18 protein-coding genes and 1 tRNA gene are annotated in these 21,257 nt (G+C 56.2%); 15 read left to right on the forward strand and 4 right to left on the reverse strand.

The window, feature by feature from the left end:
- The first annotated feature begins 91 nt into the window (after nt 1-91).
- From dnaK to RO22_RS22180, 3 genes are all read left to right on the forward strand, one after another.
- On the forward strand, nt 92-2,026 hold the full coding sequence (gene dnaK, locus RO22_RS22170) for a molecular chaperone DnaK (RefSeq protein ID WP_041159419.1): 1,935 nt from the start codon (nt 92-94) through the stop codon (nt 2,024-2,026).
- 164 nt (nt 2,027-2,190) lie between these two features.
- Complete coding sequence (dnaJ, locus tag RO22_RS22175; RefSeq protein ID WP_039859995.1) at nt 2,191-3,333, forward strand: molecular chaperone DnaJ; 1,143 nt, start codon at nt 2,191-2,193, stop codon at nt 3,331-3,333.
- Nucleotides 3,334-3,421: 88 nt separating this feature from the next.
- On the forward strand, nt 3,422-4,318 hold the full coding sequence (locus RO22_RS22180; RefSeq protein WP_041159420.1) for a DMT family transporter: 897 nt from the start codon (nt 3,422-3,424) through the stop codon (nt 4,316-4,318).
- On the opposite strand, the gene RO22_RS22185 is transcribed toward RO22_RS22180, so the two are convergent.
- From RO22_RS22185 to RO22_RS22195, 3 genes are read right to left on the reverse strand one after another with little or no spacing between them, the layout of a single operon-like run.
- A complete protein-coding gene (locus tag RO22_RS22185) occupies nt 4,311-5,060 on the reverse strand; it encodes an ABC transporter ATP-binding protein (RefSeq protein WP_041159421.1) in 750 nt (249 codons plus the stop codon). The two genes, RO22_RS22180 and RO22_RS22185, sit on opposite strands and share 8 nt — an antisense overlap.
- A complete protein-coding gene (locus RO22_RS22190; protein ID WP_041159422.1) occupies nt 5,054-6,139 on the reverse strand; it encodes a FecCD family ABC transporter permease in 1,086 nt (361 codons plus the stop codon). Before RO22_RS22190 ends, RO22_RS22185 begins: the two co-directional genes overlap by 7 nt.
- On the reverse strand, nt 6,129-7,262 hold the full coding sequence (locus tag RO22_RS22195) for an ABC transporter substrate-binding protein (protein WP_041159423.1): 1,134 nt from the start codon (nt 7,260-7,262) through the stop codon (nt 6,129-6,131). Before RO22_RS22195 ends, RO22_RS22190 begins: the two co-directional genes overlap by 11 nt.
- A 260-nt stretch (nt 7,263-7,522) precedes the next feature.
- On the opposite strand from RO22_RS22195, the gene RO22_RS22200 reads away from it, so the two are divergent.
- From RO22_RS22200 to greA, 5 genes are all read left to right on the forward strand, one after another.
- Nucleotides 7,523-7,804, forward strand: a complete 282-nt coding sequence (locus RO22_RS22200; RefSeq protein ID WP_022520719.1) for a DUF2218 domain-containing protein — start codon at nt 7,523-7,525, stop codon at nt 7,802-7,804.
- A gap of 116 nt (nt 7,805-7,920) precedes the next feature.
- A complete protein-coding gene (gene dapB, locus RO22_RS22205) occupies nt 7,921-8,727 on the forward strand; it encodes a 4-hydroxy-tetrahydrodipicolinate reductase (RefSeq protein WP_041159424.1) in 807 nt (268 codons plus the stop codon).
- 419 nt (nt 8,728-9,146) lie between these two features.
- Complete coding sequence (gene carA / locus RO22_RS22210) at nt 9,147-10,292, forward strand: glutamine-hydrolyzing carbamoyl-phosphate synthase small subunit (protein WP_190374854.1); 1,146 nt, start codon at nt 9,147-9,149, stop codon at nt 10,290-10,292.
- A 68-nt stretch (nt 10,293-10,360) separates the two neighbouring features.
- Complete coding sequence (carB, locus tag RO22_RS22215; RefSeq protein WP_009287919.1) at nt 10,361-13,591, forward strand: carbamoyl-phosphate synthase large subunit; 3,231 nt, start codon at nt 10,361-10,363, stop codon at nt 13,589-13,591.
- Nucleotides 13,588-14,064, forward strand: a complete 477-nt coding sequence (gene greA / locus RO22_RS22220) for a transcription elongation factor GreA (protein WP_009287920.1) — start codon at nt 13,588-13,590, stop codon at nt 14,062-14,064. The genes carB and greA overlap by 4 nt, the downstream gene beginning before the upstream one ends.
- A gap of 88 nt (nt 14,065-14,152) precedes the next feature.
- On the opposite strand, the gene yhbY is transcribed toward greA, so the two are convergent.
- Nucleotides 14,153-14,479 (reverse strand): ribosome assembly RNA-binding protein YhbY, encoded by a 327-nt coding sequence (gene yhbY, locus RO22_RS22225; protein WP_022520713.1) that lies wholly within the window; start codon nt 14,477-14,479, stop codon nt 14,153-14,155.
- 114 nt (nt 14,480-14,593) lie between these two features.
- Between yhbY and rlmE the strand changes: the two genes are divergently transcribed.
- The 7 genes from rlmE (at nt 14,594) to RO22_RS22260 (ending at nt 21,226) form a co-directional block, all read left to right on the forward strand.
- Complete coding sequence (gene rlmE, locus RO22_RS22230; protein WP_027958245.1) at nt 14,594-15,241, forward strand: 23S rRNA (uridine(2552)-2'-O)-methyltransferase RlmE; 648 nt, start codon at nt 14,594-14,596, stop codon at nt 15,239-15,241.
- A gap of 255 nt (nt 15,242-15,496) precedes the next feature.
- The gene (gene ftsH, locus RO22_RS22235) at nt 15,497-17,512 is read left to right on the forward strand and encodes an ATP-dependent zinc metalloprotease FtsH (RefSeq protein ID WP_009287922.1); all 2,016 of its coding nucleotides are present in this window, start codon (nt 15,497-15,499) and stop codon (nt 17,510-17,512) included.
- A 102-nt stretch (nt 17,513-17,614) separates the two neighbouring features.
- Nucleotides 17,615-18,529 carry a dihydropteroate synthase gene (gene folP / locus RO22_RS22240; RefSeq protein ID WP_041159426.1) on the forward strand — a complete coding sequence of 305 codons (915 nt, stop codon included), beginning with the start codon at nt 17,615-17,617 and terminating at the stop codon, nt 18,527-18,529.
- Nucleotides 18,526-19,875 (forward strand): phosphoglucosamine mutase, encoded by a 1,350-nt coding sequence (glmM, locus tag RO22_RS22245; protein WP_041159427.1) that lies wholly within the window; start codon nt 18,526-18,528, stop codon nt 19,873-19,875. Before folP ends, glmM begins: the two co-directional genes overlap by 4 nt.
- A 121-nt stretch (nt 19,876-19,996) precedes the next feature.
- Entirely contained in the window at nt 19,997-20,746 is a 750-nt protein-coding gene (gene tpiA / locus RO22_RS22250) for a triose-phosphate isomerase (RefSeq protein WP_009287925.1), read from the forward strand.
- 4 nt (nt 20,747-20,750) lie between these two features.
- Nucleotides 20,751-21,110, forward strand: a complete 360-nt coding sequence (secG, locus tag RO22_RS22255; protein ID WP_022520708.1) for a preprotein translocase subunit SecG — start codon at nt 20,751-20,753, stop codon at nt 21,108-21,110.
- A 29-nt stretch (nt 21,111-21,139) separates the two neighbouring features.
- Nucleotides 21,140-21,226: transfer RNA gene (locus tag RO22_RS22260), tRNA-Leu, on the forward strand.
- Nucleotides 21,227-21,257: the final 31 nt, after the last annotated feature.

Below are 21,257 nucleotides of genomic sequence, written 5' to 3' on the forward strand. Positions count from 1 at the left end.
CCAAATAAAGGGCAACCCCGCGGGGAAACCCGCAGACAAGCTTTAAAAACTAAATTTTCAGTTTTGTAACAACCGAATTCGAGGTATTGCTATGGGACGTATAATTGGTATCGACCTGGGCACCACTAACTCTTGTGTGGCCGTGCTCGATGGTGACAGCGCTAAAGTTATCGAAAACGCCGAAGGCGGTCGTACGACGCCTTCTATTATCGCCTACACCGATGATGGTGAAACGCTGGTAGGTCAGGCGGCTAAACGTCAGGCCGTTACTAACCCAGAAAACACCCTGTACGCCATCAAGCGTCTCATTGGCCGTCGCTTTAAAGACGACGTCGTCCAGAAAGACATTAAGATGGTGCCGTACAAAATCAGCGAAGCTGATAACGGTGACGCTTGGGTTGAAGTAAAAGGCAAAAAAATGGCACCGCCGCAGGTAAGCGCGGAAGTGCTGAAGAAAATGAAGAAGACTGCCGAAGACTACCTGGGCGAAGCAGTCACCGAAGCGGTCATTACCGTACCGGCCTATTTCAACGACAGCCAGCGTCAGGCGACCAAAGACGCCGGCCGCATTGCCGGTCTGGACGTTAAGCGCATTATTAACGAGCCGACCGCTGCCGCACTGGCCTACGGTATGGACAAATCCCGCGGCGACAAAACCATCGCGGTCTACGACCTGGGTGGCGGCACCTTCGATATCTCGATCATCGAAATTGCCGATGTCGACGGCGAAACCCAGTTTGAAGTGTTGGCCACCAACGGTGACACCTTCCTGGGCGGCGAAGACTTTGACTTGGCGATGATCAACTACCTGGTAGACCAGTTCAAGTCTGACAGCGGCATTGATCTGTCTGGCGACAACCTGGCCATGCAGCGCCTGAAAGAAGCTGCCGAAAAAGCCAAAATTGAGCTGTCTAGCGCTCAGCAGACCGATGTGAACCTGCCTTACATCACCGCCGACAACACTGGCCCGAAACACCTTAACGTTAAGGTGACTCGTGCCAAGCTGGAGTCACTGGTGGAAGAGCTGGTTCAGCGCTCGCTCGAGCCGTGCAAAATGGCCCTGAAAGATGCAGGCCTATCTGCCTCTGAAATCGACGAAGTGATCCTGGTCGGTGGCCAGACACGTATGCCGATGGTGCAGAAGAAAGCCGCTGACTTCTTCGGCAAAGAAGCACGTAAAGACGTTAACCCGGACGAAGCGGTTGCCGTTGGTGCCGCGATTCAGGGCGGCGTACTGGGTGGCGACGTTAAAGACGTTCTGCTGCTCGACGTTACCCCGCTGACCCTGGGTATCGAAACCCTGGGTGGCGTGATGACGCCGCTGATTGAAAAGAACACCACCATCCCGACCAAGAAGACACAAACCTTCTCTACGGCGGATGACAACCAAACGGCGGTGACCATTCACGCCGTGCAGGGTGAGCGCAAGCAAGTGTCGCAGAATAAGTCGCTGGGTCGTTTTGATCTTGCTGACATTCCGCCTGCACCACGCGGCGTGCCGCAGATCGAAGTCGCCTTCGACTTGGATGCCAACGGTATTCTGAACGTATCGGCAAAAGACAAGGCCACTGGCAAAGAGCAGTCGATTGTCATCAAGGCGTCTAGCGGTCTGTCCGAGGAAGAAGTCGAGCAGATGGTACGTGATGCTGAAGCTCACGCCGAAGAGGACAAAAAGTTCGAAGAGCTGGTGCAGCTGCGTAACCAAGCTGACGGTATGATTCACGCTACGCGCAAAACGTTGGAAGAAGCTGGCGACAAAGCAACTGACGACGAGAAGCAGGCGATTGAAACGGCCATCAGCGAGCTGGAAGAAGCGGTTAAAGGTGACGACGTCGATAACATTCAGAAGAAACTGGATGCACTGACCGAAGCCTCTGGCCAGCTAGCCCAGAAGATGTACGCCGAGCAGGCCGAAGCGGCGCAGCAAGAGGGCGGTGAAGGTGCCGAAAACGCGGGCACCAAGCCGGAAGAAGACGTGGTTGACGCCGAGTACGAAGAAGTCAACGACGATCAGAAAAAGCAGTAACATCCTCTTTCTGCCAAGGAAAGCGGTGACGCGGGAGCTTACTCCCGCGTTGCTGTTTCCGCGGCCAAGACGCACGTAGTTAAGTATCACGTAGTTAAATATACAGTTGAATACATAGCTAAATGTGCAGTTGAGTGCGTAGCTAACCAGGAGGCGTAGGGCCTATGTCCAAACGCGATTATTACGAAGTCCTGGGTGTCGAAAAAGGGGCCGATCAGAAAGAGATCAAGAAGGCCTATCGCCGTCTGGCGCAAAAATTCCACCCTGATCGAAACCCGGACGATACCACCTCCGCGGAAAAATTCCGCGAAGTGTCCGAAGCGTATGAAGTGCTTAGCGACGGTGAAAAACGCGCTGCCTATGACCAGTTCGGCCATGCGGGCGTTGATGGCCAAGGTGGCGGCGGTTTCGGCGGTGCTGGCGCTGGTGATTTCAGCGACATTTTCGGCGATGTGTTTGGCGATATTTTTGGCGGAGGTGGCGGTCGCCGCCGTGGCCCCAATGCCCCGGCACGCGGTTCCGACCTGCGTTATAACCTAGAACTGGATCTGGAAAACGCCGTTTCAGGCACCACGGTGGATATTCGTGTGCCGCGGCATATCGAGTGTGACCGTTGTGATGGTGGTGGCGCTGAGCCCGGCTCTTCTAAAGAGACGTGCCCTACCTGTCATGGCCACGGCCAAGTGCGTATGCAGCAAGGCTTCTTTGCCGTGCAGCAGACTTGCCCGACCTGTCATGGCTCTGGCCAGCACATTAAAGTGCCGTGCCATAAGTGTAATGGCGAAGGCCGTGTACGTGAGACACGCACGCTGTCCGTTAAGATTCCGCCCGGTGTGGATACCGGCGACCGTATTCGCTTGAACGGCGAAGGCGAAAGCGGCGTGAACGGTGGCCCGCCAGGGGATCTGTATGTGCAGGTGGCGATCAAGCCGCACCACATCTTCCAGCGTGACGGCAAGCACCTGCAGTGCGATGTGCCGATCAACTTTGTTGATGCAGCGCTAGGTGGCGAGCTTGAAGTGCCGACGCTAGATGGCCGTGTGAAGCTGAAGATTCCGCCGGAAACCCAAACAGGCAAGCTGTTCCGCCTGCGCGGTAAAGGCGTGAAGCCCGTGCGCGGTGGTATGCCCGGCGACCTGCTGTGCAAGGTGGTCGTGGAAACACCGGTGAAGCTTAACGACGAGCAGCGCGATCTGTTGCGCCAGCTGCAACAGAGCTTCGACGACAGCAATAGCCACAACCACTCGCCGAAGAAAACCGGCTTCTTTGATAGCGTGAAAAGCTTCTTTGAAGATATGAAGCCGTAAGTCTGAGATAATAGTAAGCAGTTAGGTGTTTAGTCCAAAAACCCTCGGTTCACCGGGGGTTTTTGCTGTTTAGGAAATACTGCACGCAATGGATCACCTTGAAGAAAGGCCCACCATGGGTATTTTGCTGCGGATACTGTCAGGCGCCCTGTTTACCGGGATGCTGGTGTGTATTAAGGCAGTCAGTGACGAAGTGCCTGTGGGGCAGTCGGTGTTTTTTCGCTCGCTGTTTGCGCTGCTGCCTATTGTTGTTTTCCTTCTGCTGCGGCGTGAGTTTCCCCAGGGGTTGGCTACGCGCCGCCCGCTGGGGCATGCGCTGCGTTCTGGGCTGGGGGCGGCGGCGATGTTTGCCTCTTTTGCGGCGGTGGCGCTGTTGCCAGTGGCCGAGGCAACATTGCTCGCTCAGCTTACCCCGGTCTTTATGGCGATTGGTGGTGTTCTGCTGCTGGGGGAGCGCTGCTCGCTTAATCGCGCGGGTGGTGTGGTGCTGGCGCTTGCCGGGGTGGCCGTGCTGATTTTGCCTGGGCTGAATGCCAGTTCCAGTAATGGCCAAGTGGCCGGGTATGCGCTAGGGGCGTTGGGTGCGCTGCTAACGGCAGGTGCTTTATTAACCGTCAGGCGTATTTCACGCACCGAGACAGCGGCTTCAATCGCCTTCTACTTTATTTTAGTGGCCGCGCTAGCCGGGCTGGCAACGCTTCCACTGGGCTGGGCGGCACTCAATCAGGTAGAGTTTTCGCTGTTGGTGCTCTCGGGCCTGTTTGGCGGTGCTGCGCATATCGCGATGACATTAGCTCTACGCTACGCCGAGGCGTCACGTTTGGCACCTTTTGAATATATTGCCCTGGTGTGGCCCGTCCTCGCCGATTGGGTGCTGTTTGGAATACCGGTCTCCAGCGGCTTCCTGCTAGCGCTACCGCTGATGTTAAGTGGGGTAGCGCTAGCGGCGATGGAAGGGCGGCGGCTTAGGCAAAGGGCTAGATAGCGGCTTCGACGATAAGCTGCGGCTGACCTTTCGAGCAGGGCTCGATACGCGTAGATACCCGATAAACCTGGCGTAGCAACGCAGGGGTAATCACTTCGGCAGTGGAGCCGCAGGCAATCAAGCGGCCATTTTCGAGCATCATGGCGGCATCGGCGAAACGTAGCGCATGCCCCAGGTCATGGAGCGCCACCAGAATCAGCATCTGGCGCTCGTCGGCTAACCGGCGCAGCACCGTCAGCAGGCTGATCTGGCGGTTCAAATCGAGTGCCGAAGTGGGCTCGTCCAGCATCAGAATCTCGGGTTCTTGCACCAGAGCCTGGGCAGCGCTGACCAACTGGCGCTGGCCGCCGCTAAGGTCGCCAATATCCCGTTCGCCAAGGGCCGTAATGCTGAGTTCTTCCAGCGCGCGATCAACCTGCGCTAAATCCTCAGGCTGCACTTTTAATCCACGCCCCTGCATACGTGCCAAAAGCACTGATTCATATACCGTCAGTACGGCCTTGGCACCGGTGTCCTGGGGCATATAGCCCACGGGGCGTTCGGCGCTGGTGCCGCTGATAATCACTTCGCCTTCGCCTTTCAATAGTCCTAACACGCGGCGAAAAAGCGTCGATTTACCTGCTGCGTTGGGCCCTAGCAGAGCGACGACTTGCCCCCCTTGAAAGCAGGGCGTGGTGATCTCTTCCAGAATAGGGCGACGCCCATAGCGGGCGGATACACGGTTCAGTTGTAGGGTTACCATGAGGCCTTCTTGTGGTTAAGCACCAGAAACAGAAAGAAGGGAATGCCCACCAGCGAGGTGATAATGCCAATGGGAATAATGGTGCCAGGAATAATAATCTTGGAGATGACCGAGCCAACGGAGAGGATCAGTGCGCCGCACAGGGCCGAGCCTGGTAGGAAGAAACGCTGATCCTCGCCCAGTAAAATGCGCGCGATATGCGGCCCCACCAAGCCAATAAACCCAATGGTGCCCACGAACGCCACCGCGATGGCGGCAAGTAGTGACACCAGCACCAGCACTTCCAAACGCAGCGCGCGGGGATTGACGCCCATGCTCTCGGCTTTGGCGTCGCCCAGGCGCATGGCCGTCAGCGCCCAACCATGCCGGGCAAGCAGCGGCATGGATAAGGCAAGAATGCTAAGGGCGATCCAGAACTTGGGCCAGGTGGCTTTGGTTAAGCTGCCCATCGTCCAAAACACCACCGCGGAGACCGCTTCCTGGCTGGCAAAGAACTGAATCAGCGCCATCAGCGAGTTGAAGATAAACACCATGGCGATGCCGAGCAGCACAATCGTCTCTACCGTCACGCCGCGCTTAAGGCTTAAAGCATGAATTAAGAACGCGGTGAACATGGCCATCACGAAGGCATTGATGGGCACCACAAACTCAATGGCTGCGGGAACAATGGCGACACCAAAAGCAAGCCCCAACGCGGCGCCAAAACTGGCCCCGGCGGAGATCCCCAGGGTGAATGGGCTGGCTAGCGGGTTGCTCAGAATGGTTTGCATCTGTGCCCCGGCCACCGACAAGCTGGCGCCCACCACTAGCGCCATCAGCGCTACCGGCATGCGGATTTCCCAAAGAATAACCCGGGCCTGCTGGCTGACGCTGTCTGGTGTGAATAGCGCTGCGACCACTTCACCCAGACTATAGCGGGCAGGCCCCAGCGCCAGATCGACGCAGAGGCTAAAAAACAGCGCTAAAACCAGTGCCGCCAGTATCATTTGGCGGCGGAAAACCTGGCTATGGTAGAAGGCGCGCCCCTGTGAAAGGCGTTCTGTTACCGCCGTTTCCGTTATCCTCGTATCAGTCGTCATGGAGTGATATCCAGTAGCCGGTTTCATAGTCGATGGGTAAGAAGCGCTCGTGTAGCTCTTCCATCGTGGCGTTGGGATCCAGGTCTTCAAACAGCTCTGGGTGTAGCCATTTGGCTAGCTGTTGCACGGCCACGAAGTAGTAGGGGCTATTGTAAAACTGGTGCCAAATGGCGTGGAAGTTACCTGATTCCACCGCCTTGATGCCGGTCATCGCGGTGCGCTCGGTCAGTGCTTCAAGCTTAGCGCGAGCGCTTTGCATATCAGACCCAGGGCCTACGCCGACCCAGTTGCCACCCGGCACGTAGGCGTCCCAGTTGCCGCCGGTGACAACCACATGATCAGGGTTGGCAGCAATAATCTGTTCAGGGTTCAGGTTGCCGAAACTGTTAGGAATGATGCCCTCGGCAATATTGCTACCGCCAGCCAGGGTGACATAGTCGCCAAAGTTGGCAGGGCCAAAGCTCATGCAGCACTCGTCGGAGTAGCCACCGGCCCGGTCAATAAACACGCTGGGGCGCTCTGGGTTGGCTTCGGCGATGACATCGGTTACCCGTGCCAACTGTGTCTCGGCAAACTCGATGAACTCTTCCGCCGCTTCTTCATCGTCCATGATCTGGCCGATGATGCGCATGGAGGGAATGGTGTGTTCAATCGGGTCTTCGCGAAAATCCACATAGACGATGGGAATGCCGAGTTGTGCCAGCTTGTCGTCGTAGGCGGCGTCTTCTGTGGCGGCTTTGGCCTCGATATTCATCAGCACTACGTCAGGATTAAGCGAAGCGGCCTGCTCTACGTCAAAAGTGCCGTCTTTAAAGCCGCCAAAGGTGGGGATCGCTTCAATCTCTGGGAAGCGTTCGGCGTAACGGGCATAGTTGTCGGGATCCGCTTGAGAAAAGTCTTCGCGCCAACCGACCACGTGGGCAAAAGGAGCTTCAGGTTCGAGTAAACCGAGCAGATAAATTTGCCGCCCTTCGCCTAAAATAACCCGCTCGGCAGGGCCATCCAGAGTGATTTCGCGGCCAGCGACATCGGTGACGGTGATAGCGTCAGCCATAGCAGTGGCGCCGCAAGCAAACGTGATAAGCGTACCAAGCAGGATTTTTAAGCGCGGAGAATTGAGCATTTTTTAACTCGTTGGTCGATATTGGTTAACAGGGCGGCATCGCTGATGCGCATTAACGGTGATAGCACAGAGATGCAATTGCTATTGTAACTGATTAGCGTTTGGGCGGCATTATTAGGGTGCCGCGCTTAATGGTCAACATGCTACGCTTTACACTGAGCATTTATCCTACGGTGATGGCTTCACATATTTGGCTCTAACGGCTCATTGTTGAAGGATTACTTAGTTTGTAAGTACTTACATTTTTTGGAGAGGCCGCTATGCCTTTATCTCGTGTCGAAGTTGCCACGCCTTCCGCCGAGCGTTTAATTAATCGGCTCTGTAAACACTGGGCGCATAAGCTGGAGGTCGAGCAAAGCGATCAGCAGGCCACCATTACGTTTGCCACTGGCACCTGCTTAATGGTTGCTGAGGCCGATAAATTGGTGGTGGCCCTCGAAACCCTGGAAGAGGAGCATCTGGATGAGTTGGAGGGGGTCGTCGAGCGCCACCTGATGCGTATGGCCGGTGATGAAGAGTTGGCGATTGTGTGGGAGAACTAGATACCGGCTGGTCAGCTATAAACGGAGAGCGTCGAAGGCATCGATGGGTCTGCTATAATCGCGCTGATTTTGAAACATAAGTCTTACGCACTGAAACCTAGAGCTCAGGAGTTCGCATGACCCGAATTGCCATTGTAGGCGTGGCTGGCCGCATGGGCCGTACGTTGGTAAATGCTGTAGAGCAAGATGCTGAGGCGACGCTAGCTGGCGGGATCGTGGAGCCAGGTAGCTCCTTGGCGGGCGCTGATATTGGCGAGCTTGCGGGTGTCGGGAAGCGCGGTGTTGTCGCGGTCGATTCGCTCACGTCGATTGTCGATGAATTTGATGTGCTGATCGACTTCACGGCCCCTCAGGTCACGCTTGGTAATCTGGCGTTCTGCGCAGAGCACGGCAAACGTATCGTGATTGGTACTACTGGCATGAGCGATGATGAGTTGGCTCAGCTCGATAGCTACCGCGACAAGGTAGCCATGGTGTTCGCACCCAATATGAGCGTCGGGGTTAATCTGACCCTGAAACTGCTCGAAACCGCTGCCAAAGCGCTGGGTGATGAAGGCTACGATATTGAAGTGATCGAGTCTCACCACCGTCACAAGGTTGATGCGCCTTCCGGCACCGCGATCAAAATGGGCGAAGTAATTGCCGACAGCCTGGGGCGTAACCTTAAAGAGCACGGCGTGTTTGAGCGAGTCGGGCAGTGCGGTCCGCGCACCGACAAAGAGATCGGCTTTGCCACCGTGCGCGCGGGCGATATCGTGGGTGAGCACACGGTAATGTTTGCCACCGAAGGTGAGCGCATTGAAATCACTCACAAGGCCTCCAGCCGGATGACCTTTGCCAAAGGTGCGGTTCGCGCGGCGCGCTGGGTCGCTGGCAAAGAGAGCGGCCGTTACGACATGCAGGATGTATTGGGGCTAGAGTAAGGGATTGCCTGTCACTGCTTGAGCAGGGCGCTAGAACAGTCCTGCCATCAAGGGGTAGTCTTCGATCAAGAATTCCTGTAACATTTCAAAAATTTTGGCCGGGTGGCCTGGAAATCTTAAACGGCGCGCTTGTTGCGTTGGTCAACCCAAAGCCTGCCTCCTCAGGGTTTGCTGCTATAAAGCGGTGCTGCTGTTAAGCGTAACGCTAGAGGCTAAGCGAATCAGAAAGGCATCGAACAACAAGCGGGATGAAACCGATTCTTTTTATCGGCTTCGTCCCGCTTTTTTACGACCCCAGTTTTACTAGTGATAGTTTTTATTAGCGATAGTGTTACGTCGCGGATAATCAAGAAATTGCTGAGCCTGCGCCCCACAGGCTCCCACCAGCATGGGAGGATCTTGTTTTGAATAACCCCGCATTGAGCAAACCCGCAATATTGGCCCTGGAAGATGGCAGCGTGTTCCACGGCATTGCCGTTGGCGCGGACGGATTAACAAGCGGTGAGGTGGTGTTCAATACGGCCATGACCGGCTATCAAGAAATCCTCACCGACCCTTCCTACACCCGCCAAATCGTTACCCTCACCTATCCCCATATCGGCAATACAGGCATTAACGCTGAAGACATTGAGTCAGCTTCTATTGCCGCAGCAGGTTTGGTGATTCGCGATTTACCGCTAATGGCCAGCAGCTTCCGCTCTGAGCAGTCGCTGTCGGACTACCTGAAAAGCCAGAACGTGCTGGGTATTGCCGATATCGATACCCGCCGTCTAACGCGCATTTTGCGAGATAAAGGTGCGCAGAACGGGGCGATTTTGGCAGGCGTTGATGCGGAAGGCGACGGGGCGGTCACACGGGCGCTGGAAGCCGCCAAGGCTTTCCCAGGCCTGAAGGGGATGGATCTGGCCAAAGAGGTGTCGTGTAAACAAGCCTACGAGTGGTCGGAAGGTGAGTGGACGCTGGGTGAAGGCTACGCTGATGCTTCCAAAAGCGAGCGCCCCTACCATGTGGTGGCGTACGACTACGGTGTGAAATTCAACATCCTGCGCATGCTGGCCGCTCGCGGCTGCCGCCTGACAGTTGTGCCCGCGCAAACGCCTGCTGCTGAGGTGCTGGCGATGAATCCGGATGGCGTGTTTTTAGCCAACGGCCCTGGTGACCCGGAGCCCTGCGATTACGCCATCAAGGCAATTCAGGACGTGCTGGAAACCAATATTCCGGTGTTTGGTATCTGCCTGGGCCACCAACTGCTGGCGCTCGCCGCCGGGGCGAAGACGGTCAAAATGAGCCACGGCCACCACGGTGCCAACCACCCGGTGCAGGATCTGGATAGTGGTACGGTAATGATCACCAGCCAGAATCACGGCTTTGCGGCGGATGAAGCGACCCTGCCCGCTAACGTGCGCGCAACGCACCGTTCGCTGTTCGACGGCACCTTGCAGGGAATCGAACTTACCGACCGACCGGCGTTCAGCTTTCAAGGCCACCCGGAAGCGAGTCCCGGCCCGCGTGATGTGGCGCCGCTGTTTGATCGCTTCGTGGCTATGATGCAGGCACGCCGTTAACGCGTCCCTAGCATCACCGTATCGCCGTCTTTTGTCGCTCATCGTCACCATTTTTTGCGGGAACCGTTATGCCTAAGCGTACCGACATCAACAGTATCTTGATCATTGGCGCTGGCCCGATTGTGATCGGCCAGGCCTGCGAATTCGACTACTCCGGCGCCCAGGCGTGTAAAGCGCTGCGCGAGGAGGGTTACCGGGTTATTTTGGTTAACTCCAACCCCGCCACCATCATGACTGACCCGGCCATGGCCGATGCCACCTACATCGAGCCGATTACCTGGCAGGCGGTGGAGAAGATCATCGAAGCCGAGCGCCCTGATGCCATTCTGCCGACCATGGGTGGTCAGACGGCGCTGAATTGCGCCCTCGAGCTTGAAAAGCATGGCGTGCTGGAGAAGTTCGGCGTGGAGATGATCGGTGCCAACGCCGATGCGATTAACATGGCCGAAGACCGTGATCTGTTCGATCAGGCCATGAAGCGCATTGGCTTGGAGTGCCCGAAAGCGAAAGTCGCCCACACTATGGATGAAGCCTGGGAGATTCAGGCTGAGCTGGGTTTCCCGACCATTATTCGCCCTTCCTACACCATGGGCGGCTCCGGCGGCGGCGTGGCGTACAACAAGGAAGAGTTCGAAGAGATCTGTACCCGTGGTTTTGAGCTTTCCAACAACCACGAGCTGCTCATCGATGAGTCGCTGCTGGGGTGGAAAGAGTACGAGATGGAGGTTGTGCGTGACAAAAACGACAACTGCATCATCGTCTGCGCGATTGAGAACTTTGATCCGATGGGTGTGCACACCGGCGACTCCATCACCGTGGCACCGGCGCAAACGCTGACCGATAAAGAGTATCAGATCATGCGTGACGCCAGCCTCGCGGTATTGCGCGAGATTGGCGTAGAGACCGGTGGGTCTAACGTCCAGTTTGGTATGGATCCCAAAACCGGCCGTTTGGTAGTTATCGAGATGAACCCGCGGGTGTCGCGCTCTTCGGCGCTGGCCTCAAAGGCGACCGGTTTCCCGATTGCTAAAATCGCCGCGAAATTGGCGATTGGCTATACCCTGGACGAGCTGCAGAACGATATTACCGGTGGTCAAACGCCGGCATCGTTCGAGCCGTCTATCGATTACGTGGTCACCAAAATTCCGCGCTTCACCTTCGAGAAATTCCCCCAGGCCAACGATCGCCTAACGACGCAGATGAAGTCGGTGGGTGAGGTGATGGCGATTGGCCGCACCTTCCAAGAGTCGCTGCAGAAAGCCCTGCGTGGCCTGGAAACCGGTAACGATGGTCTTGATCCGATCATTACCGATTTCACGCCGGACAACATGGCGATTATCCAGGGCGAACTGCAGGCCGCCGGTGCCGAGCGTATTTTCTACGTGGCGGACGCCATGCGTTCCGGCATGAGCGTCGATGACGTCTTTGCCCTGACCAATATCGACCCTTGGTTCCTGGTGCAGCTGGAAGATTTGGTGCTGACTGAAAACGCCGTTGCCAAGCGCTCGCTGGCTGACTTCTCGGCTCGTGAGCTCTATCAGCTCAAGCGCAAAGGCTTCGGCGATGCGCGCCTGGCCAAGCTACTGAATGTCAGCGAAAAAGAGTTCCGTCAAACCCGCCAGGCCGCCGGCATTCGCCCGGTTTATAAGCGTGTCGATACCTGTGCCGCGGAGTTTGCCTCTGATACCGCCTATATGTACTCCACTTACGAAGAGGAGTGCGAGGCGGATGTTTCTGACCGTCAGAAGATCATGGTATTGGGCGGTGGCCCTAACCGGATCGGCCAGGGCATCGAGTTTGACTACTGCTGCGTTCACGCCGCCTTCGCCATGCGCGATGATGGTTATGAAACCATCATGGTCAACTGCAACCCAGAAACCGTCTCGACCGATTACGATACCTCTGATCGTCTCTACTTCGAGCCGGTAACGCTGGAAGACGTGCTGGAGATCGCCGACAAAGAGAAGCCGGTGGGTGTGATCGTTCAGTTCGGTGGTCAAACGCCGCTGAAACTGGCCCGTGAGCTAGAAGCTGCCGGTGTGCCGATCATTGGTACCACGCCGGATGCTATCGACCGCGCAGAAGACCGTGAACGCTTCCAGGTGATGATTGATAAGCTGGGCCTGAAGCAGCCGCCCAATGCCACGGCTCGCAGCTTTGCGGAAGCCTTCGATAAAGCCGAAGCGATTGGCTACCCGCTGGTAGTGCGCCCCAGCTACGTGCTGGGTGGTCGGGCCATGGAGATCGTCTACGACGCCTCCGAACTTGAAAATTACATGACCCATGCGGTGAAAGTCTCCAACGACTCACCGGTGCTGCTGGATCACTTTTTGAGTGCCGCGATCGAGATCGATATCGATGCGGTGTCGGATGGTCAACAGGTGGTGATCGGCGGCATCATGCAGCACGTAGAGCAAGCGGGCGTTCACTCCGGTGACTCCGCCTGCGCGCTGCCGCCTTACTCGCTGCCTGCGGATGTGCAGGACGAGATGCGCCATCAGGTGAAGCAGATGGCGGTTGAGCTGGGCGTTAAAGGCTTAATGAACGTGCAGCTGGCCTGGCAGGATGGTGAGATCTATGTGATCGAGGTGAATCCCCGCGCTTCGCGTACGGTGCCCTTTGTGTCCAAGTGCATTGGCACCTCGCTGGCGCAGATCGCAGCGCGCTGCATGGCCGGTAAAACCCTGGCTGAGCAGGGCTTTGAGCAGGAAATCGTACCGCACTTCTATAGTGTTAAAGAGGCGGTCTTCCCGTTCAATAAATTCCCCGGTGTCGACCCGATTCTGTCGCCGGAAATGAAGTCCACCGGCGAAGTGATGGGCTCTGGCGACACCTTTGCAGAAGCCTTCTTCAAGGCGCAACTGGGGGCAGGTGAGGCCATTCCTGGGCTTACCGGTGAGCGCAAGGCATTCCTTTCCGTGCGCGAACCGGACAAGGCGGGGATTATCGAAGTGGGGCGTTCTCTGTTAGCATTAGGCTTTACGCTATGTGCTACACGGGGAACAGCGGCTGCTTTGGAAGCTGCCGGGCTTGCCGTGGAACACGTCAATAAAGTCTACGAAGGCCGTCCCCATATCGTCGATCTGCTTAAGAACGACGAAATCGCCTACATTGTGAACACTACTGAAGGTCGTCAGGCTATTAACGACTCTTCGGTCATTCGCCGTACTGCTCTCTCGCGCAAGGTGCCCTATGCGACCACCTTGGCGGGCGCTAATGCTGTTTGCATGGCGCTTGAGTACGGTAGGGAGATTACGGTGCGGCGCCTTCAGGATCTGCATGCAGGAGCAAGTCAATGAACAAGGTCCCGATGACAGTTGCGGGAGAAAGAAGCCTTCGTGAAGAGCTCGACCACCTTAAAAGCGAAGCTCGTCCGCAGGTGATCGCGGCCATCGCCGAAGCGCGTGAACACGGTGATCTTAAAGAGAATGCCGAGTATCACGCCGCTCGCGAGCAGCAGGGGTTTATCGAAGGGCGGATTCAGGAGATCGAAAGTAAGCTCTCTGTCGCTCAAGTGATTGACGTCACCAAGCTGCCGAAAACTGGCAAAGTGATTTTCGGCGTAACCGTATCGCTAATGAATCTGGATACTGATGCGGAAGTCACTTACCGTATCGTCGGCGAAGATGAGGCGGATATTAAGTCTGGCCGTATCTCGGTTACCTCACCGATTGCCCGTGCCCTGATCGGCAAAGAAGAGGGTGATGTCGTGGTGGTCAAAACACCCGGCGGTGACGTGGAGTACGAAGTAGGTAGCGTCGAACACGTATGACAAAAAACGCCCCTTCGATTGACTCTGGAGTCAGTTGAAGGGGCGCTTTCGTACGGCGACTCTCTATTGCACGCGTTGAATTTAACGCTTAATGGCGGCCGTGGTGGTTCTCAAAGCGGGTAACGTTAGAAAGCTTCGGGTTCACCTGCGGATTTCTGCGATAGAGCAGCGCCATTTTGCCAATGGTTTGCACCAAGTCGGCACGGCTGTTGGCGATCAGTTCGGCTATCATGGCAGCACGATCATCCCGCTCAGGAAGGGCAAGTTTCACTTTGATCAGTTCGTGATCAGTGAGTGCGCGGTTGAGTTCTGCGAGCAAATTTTCGGAGACGCCGTTCTCAGAAACGGTGACCACTGGGTTAAGATGGTGGCCAATGCTACGAAATGCTTTCTTTTGTGCCTGTGACAAGCTCATGGTATCTTGCGGTATCCCGGTTAGCGCTTAACGCTCCATCTTACGGTGAAACGTCACCGAGTGAAAGCGATCGCGTGAATGCGCCCATCTCTTATTCCAGTGTTAGACTCCCACATGCAGCAAAAGCCCCCGAACCGAAAACATTCCGTTAGCAAGACCAGCAATAACTGGAAGAAGGAGCATTTTGACGACCAGTACGTGAAGCAGAGCTGGCAAGATGGCTACCGTTCCCGTGCCAGCTATAAGCTGATTGAGTTGGATGAAAAAGATAAACTGCTGCGTCCCGGTATGACGGTGATTGATCTGGGCGCCGCCCCCGGTGGGTGGAGTCAAATTGCAGCGGAAAGGGTAGGGCCTGAAGGTGTGGTGATTGCCTCTGATATTCTGGAGATGGATGCACTGGCCGGGGTGGATTTTATCCAAGGTGATTTCACTGAAGAGGCGGTGCTGGAGGCGATACTAAAATGCCTGGATAATCGCCGTGTAGACCTTGTGATGTCGGATATGGCCCCCAATATGAGTGGTATGGCGGCGATTGATCAGCCCCAGGCGATGTATTTAGTGGAGCTAGCGTTAGAACTTGCCCGCGAAACGTTGTCACCTGGTGGCCGGTTTTTAGCTAAAGTATTCCAGGGGGAAGGGTTTGACGCCTATTTGAAAGAATTGCGCGGCAGCTTTAACAAGGTAGTAACCCGTAAGCCAGACGCCTCCCGGGCGCGTTCCCGTGAAGTCTATTTTCTGGCCGAAGGGTTTCGCGGGTGACTCTCCTTAACATGAGAGGCTGCCCGTGTGGTTCATAGCCAAGATTTATCAGCGCGATTGCCAGACAGGCAAGCGCAACGTGTGTCACATTAGTCGCCATAAGTGCGCGTGACACAGATGGCCCGAGGCATAAGACGCTTTGGCAATGGTTGAACGCTTGATGCTGATGTAATGTCGTATTACTAAGCTTATTGGTAAAAGACTTTATGAAGCACCAGGGTTTAACTGACGGATTCTTGTAATGAGGGTAGCCCCTTGAATGATATGGCGAAGAACCTGATTCTGTGGTTGGTCATCGCGGCCGTCCTACTGACAGTGTTCAACAATTTCAGTACGGAAAGCGCACCGCAAAACACAAACTATTCCCAGTTTGTGCAGCAGGTGCAAAATCAGCAGGTACGTAGCGTAACGATTGATGGTTACACCATCAGCGGTGAGCGCACGGACGGCACTCAGTTCCAGACCATCCGCCCAGCGGCGGAAGATCCGAAGCTGATGGACGACCTGTTGAGCAACAATGTGACGGTGGTGGGCAAAGAGCCAGAGCAGCAAAGTATCTGGACGCGGCTACTGATCGCCAGCTTCCCGATTCTGTTGATTTTGGGCATCTTTATGTTCTTCATGCGCCAAATGCAGGGCGGAGCCGGTGGTGGTAAAGGCGGCCCGATGAGCTTTGGTAAATCGAAGGCCAAGCTGCTCTCACAAGATCAGATCAAGACAACCTTTGCCGACGTGGCAGGTTGTGATGAAGCCAAGGAGGAAGTAGAAGAGCTGGTCGACTTCCTGCGTGACCCAACCAAATTCCAGCGCCTGGGCGGCACGATTCCCCGCGGCGTATTGATGGTAGGCCCTCCGGGTACCGGTAAAACGCTGCTGGCAAAGTCCATTGCGGGCGAAGCCAAAGTGCCGTTCTTCTCTATTTCGGGTTCTGACTTCGTTGAAATGTTTGTTGGTGTCGGTGCATCCCGTGTGCGTGACATGTTCGAGCAGGCCAAGAAGCAAGCGCCGTGCATTATCTTTATCGACGAAATCGATGCGGTAGGCCGTTCACGTGGCACCGGTATGGGTGGCGGTAACGACGAGCGTGAGCAGACGTTGAACCAACTGCTAGTTGAAATGGATGGCTTTGAAGCCAACGAAGGCGTCATTGTTATCGCCGCGACCAACCGTCCTGACGTACTTGACCCTGCGCTAATGCGCCCAGGCCGCTTTGACCGCCAGGTAACGGTCGGTTTGCCGGACATCCGTGGCCGTGAGCACATTCTGGGCGTTCACCTGCGTAAAGTGCCGCTGGGCGATGACGTAAAACCGCAGCTGATCGCACGTGGTACGCCTGGTTTCTCTGGTGCGGATTTGGCCAACTTGGTCAACGAAGCCGCTCTGTTTGCCGCGCGCCGCAATAAGCGCCTGGTCAGCATGGAAGAGCTTGAGCTCGCGAAGGATAAGATCATGATGGGCGCTGAGCGCAAATCGATGGTTATGACCGACAAAGAGAAGCTCAATACCGCTTACCATGAATCGGGTCACGCCATTATCGGTCTGGTCGTGCCTTCCCATGATCCGGTCTATAAGGTAACGATTATTCCCCGTGGCCGTGCGCTGGGTGTCACCATGTTCCTGCCGGAAGAGGATCGCTATAGCCTCTCCCGTCAGCAAATTCTGGGGCAGATCTGCTCGCTGTTTGGTGGCCGTATTGCCGAAGAGATGACGTTAGGCCCGAATGGTGTAACGACCGGCGCCTCAAACGACATCAAGCGTGCTACTGAGCTGGCCCATAACATGGTTGCCAAGTGGGGCTTGTCGGACGAAATGGGCCCGATCATGTACGACGAGGATGAGTCGCATCAGTTCCTCGGTGGCCCGGGTCAGGGTGGTGGCAAGATGAAGTCTGGTGACACCACCACGCGCCTTGATAAGGAAGTCCGCAAAATCATCGACGGTTGCTACGAGCAGGCACGCCAAATCCTGACCGATAATCGCGATAAGCTGGACGCCATGGCCGAGGCCTTGATGAAGTACGAGACCATTGATGCCACGCAGTTGAAGGACATCATGGAAGGTCGTGAGCCGCGCCCGCCGGAAGGTTGGGATGACGGTGACTCATCCGGTGGCGGTACGCCTGTCAACGATGACAAGCCGCAAGCGAAGGCTGAAGACGATGCTTCTTCAAACGCTTCTGGAGGCGATGCGTCCGGTGGTGACAGCGAAGAAGATGACGACGGGCCGCGTCGCCGTCCCTCAGACCCGCTAGGTGGCCCTGCAGGCTCATAAGCCAGCACTGCCGTATGAGCCAAAGGCGCCCCGTCATGGGGCGCCTTTTTTGATATGCTGTATACATAACAGCAATGTTTCATTTCTTGATCAGGCTGCAGCATGAAATCAATTCTGGACACGTCCTCTTCACGAAACGCAGAAAATGCTCTCCAACTGCGTTGCGGGCGCCATCTGTTGGATCTCTCCTTTCCCAGGGTAATGGGTATTCTTAATGTGACCCCGGACTCTTTTTCTGACGGTGGCCAGCACGTGGCATTGGATGACGCTTTGCGCCACGCTGAGCGGATGCTGGCCGAAGGGGCAGCGATGATAGATGTGGGCGGCGAATCGACCCGCCCTGGGGCTACCCCTGTCAGCCCCCAGGCGGAGCTAGACCGGGTGGCGCCGGTGGTGGAGGTCCTGGTGCGCGAGCTGGATGCGTTGGTGTCGGTGGATACCAGTTGCCCGACGGTTATACGCGAGGCGAGCGAACTGGGCGCTGGTATGATTAATGATGTGCGCGCCTTAGAGCGTGAAGGAGCCCTGCTGGCCGCGGTGGGGAGCGGGTTGCCCGTCTGCTTGATGCATCGTCAGGGCGAGCCGCAGGATATGCAGCAGTCGCCCGCGTATCAGCGCCCGGTCGAGGAAGAGGTGGCGGATTATTTGGCCCGTCGGATTGCTGAATGCGAGGCTGCAGGGCTACGCCGCAACCGTCTACTGATCGACCCTGGTTTTGGCTTCGGCAAAACCGTCGAACACAATCTACGCTTACTCAAATACATGGAGTCTCTGCAATCGCTGGAGCTTCCAGTGCTGGTGGGTATGTCGCGCAAGAGCATGATTGGTAAAGTGTTGGGTCGACCAGTGGAGGAGCGTCTCTCCGGTGGTCTGGCGCTTGCTGCCATGGCGGTTGAGCGTGGGGCAAATATTTTGCGCGTGCATGACGTAGCTGCAACGGTCGATGCAGTCAATATGGCGTGGGCGGTACTACAAGAAGGCTGCGAGCCGCCGCTAAATAAGGAGTTTGACGCATGACAAGGCGCTATTTTGGGACGGATGGTATTCGCGGCACGGTGGGTAAATCACCGATTACCGCTGATTTTATGCTCAAGTTGGGCTGGGCGGCGGGTCAGGTGCTGCGCCGTGATAAAGGTCGAACGCGGGTACTGATCGGCAAAGATACCCGGATCTCCGGCTATATGTTCGAATCCGCCCTAGAGGCGGGGCTCTCTGCAGCGGGTGTCGATGTATCCCTGCTGGGGCCAATGCCCACGCCGGGTATTGCCTATTTAACGCGCACATTTCGTGCCGATGCAGGCATCGTCATTTCGGCATCGCATAATCCGTTTGATGATAACGGCATCAAGTTCTTCTCCGCTGAGGGCAAGAAGCTTCCCGATGACACGGAAGATCGTATCGAAGCGATGCTGGAAGCGCCGCTGACCACGGCCGAGGCCGCGCAGTTGGGTAAGGCAACGCGCATCGACGACGCTGCAGGCCGTTATATCGAGTTTTGTAAATCGACCTTGCCTGACCGGCTTAGCCTGCACGGCCTTAAAATCGTCTTGGATTGCGCTCACGGTGCCACTTACCATATCGCGCCTAATGTGTTCCGCGAGCTGGGAGCTGATGTCACCACTATTGGCTCTGCACCTGACGGGTTAAACATTAATCAGCAGGTGGGCTCAACGCACCCCGCGGCTCTGCGTGCTTCCGTGATTCAGCAAAGTGCTGATTTGGGGATCGCCTTTGATGGCGATGGCGACCGCGTGCTGCTGGTAGATGGCGACGGGCGCGAAGTCGACGGCGACGATATTCTCTATCTGATTGCCCGAGATCGCCACGAGCGTGGCTTGCTTCAAGGCGGCGTGGTGGGCACCCTGATGTCCAACTTTGGCCTGTCGATGGCGCTGGATAAGCTGGGAATCCCCTTTGAGCGCGCAAAGGTGGGTGACCGCTTTGTGATGGAACGTATGGCCGCCAATGGTTGGGAGCTGGGCGGTGAGTCGTCGGGGCATATTGTGTGCGCCCACGTGCAGACCACCGGCGACGGCATTGTCTCCGCGTTGCAGGTATTGGCGCTGATGATGCGCGAGCAAAAAAGCCTCCCGACACTGTTAAAAGAGTTGGAGAAAGTGCCCCAGGCGCTGGTTAATGTGCGTTTGCCCGCTCATGCCAGCGCCAAAGAGGTGATGGCATCTGCGCCGCTTCAGCAGGCAGTGGCTGCGTTAGAGCATGAGTTAGGCGATGAGGGGCGAGTGTTGCTACGTCCCTCAGGTACTGAGCCGCTTATTCGAGTAATGGTGGAAGGACGCGCCCATTTAGATGTCGATCAATTGGCGCATAGCTTGGCCGATCAGGTTCAGGCGCTACTTAATTAAATGTGTTCAGCTAACCGGTTCAGTAAACTGGTTTGGTAAACCCAGCTTGTGGCTATAACAGCGGTTGTCTTGACAAGGCCGCTCCTATACCATTTCGCTCCACCTTGAGTGAGGAGAGTCGATGCGTACGCCTTTAATCGCCGGTAACTGGAAAATGAACGGTTCCGTGGCGTTAATCAATGAATTCGGCCAGGCCTTCTCCGCCGCCGTATCGCCAACGAGCGTGGATGTCGTTATCATTCCGCCGTTCCCCTATTTGGATGCGGCGCGCCACGCGTTTGAAGGTACGGTGCTTTCATTGGGCGCGCAAACGTTGAACCCTATTCACTCTGGGGCGCATACCGGCGAAGTAAGTGGCCGCATGCTAAAAGAGTTTGCGGTCTCTTACGTATTGGTGGGGCACTCTGAACGACGTCAGCTCTACAAAGAGAGCGATGAACAGATCTTTGCACGCCTGCTAGCAGCATTGAGCGTGGATATCACGCCGATCCTCTGTGTGGGTGAGTCCCTGGAGGAGCGCGACGCAGGGCGCACGATGGATGTGGTGCTTCGTCAAGTGGGCTATGTAATGTCCCGCTTAGAGCCCGACCAGCGTAAGCAGGTCGTGATTGCCTATGAGCCTGTTTGGGCCATTGGCACTGGGCGCACGGCAACGCCTGAGCAAGCCCAGGACGTTATGGCAGGCATCCGTGCCTACCAGGCGGGTTTCGATAAGGGCCTCGCCGAGCAACTGCGTTTGCTTTACGGCGGCAGTATGAACGCAAGCAATGCGGCTGAGCTGCTTGCTCAGCCAGATATCGACGGCGGTCTAGTGGGCGGAGCCTCACTCAAGATCGATGATTTTTATGCCATTTGTCAGTCAGCAGGATAACGCCATGCAAGTTGCAATTCTTATGATTCATGTGGTGATTGCGGTCGCCCTGGTGGTACTCATTCTGCTTCAGCAGGGTAAAGGTGCCGAAGCCGGTGCAGCTTTCGGGGGCGGTGCATCACAAACGGTATTCGGTTCGCGGGGTAGTGGTAACTTCCTGTCGCGCACAACGGCTATTTTGGCGGCGGGTTTCTTCGTCACCTCAATGGCGCTAGCTTACTTTGCCACCCAGGCGGGCCAGGCACCGGAAGCAGGTATTCCCGATTCGCGCTTGATCGAGCAGCAGCAAAGCGTCCCGACGCTTGACGACAGGCCTGCGGACGTGGATAATACCGCGCCAGTGCTAGAGGAAAGCAGCGAGTAAGCAGCTGCTGTTTTTTAGCCTCCCCTGATGCCGAAGTGGTGGAATTGGTAGACACGCTATCTTGAGGGGGTAGTGACCGTATGGTCGTGCGGGTTCAAGTCCCGCCTTCGGCACCATCTGTTTTGCTGGCACGCCAGCTTCCCAGAA

Source organism: Halomonas sp. KHS3 (genome assembly GCF_000830495.1).
Classification (GTDB): domain Bacteria; phylum Pseudomonadota; class Gammaproteobacteria; order Pseudomonadales; family Halomonadaceae; genus Vreelandella; species Vreelandella titanicae.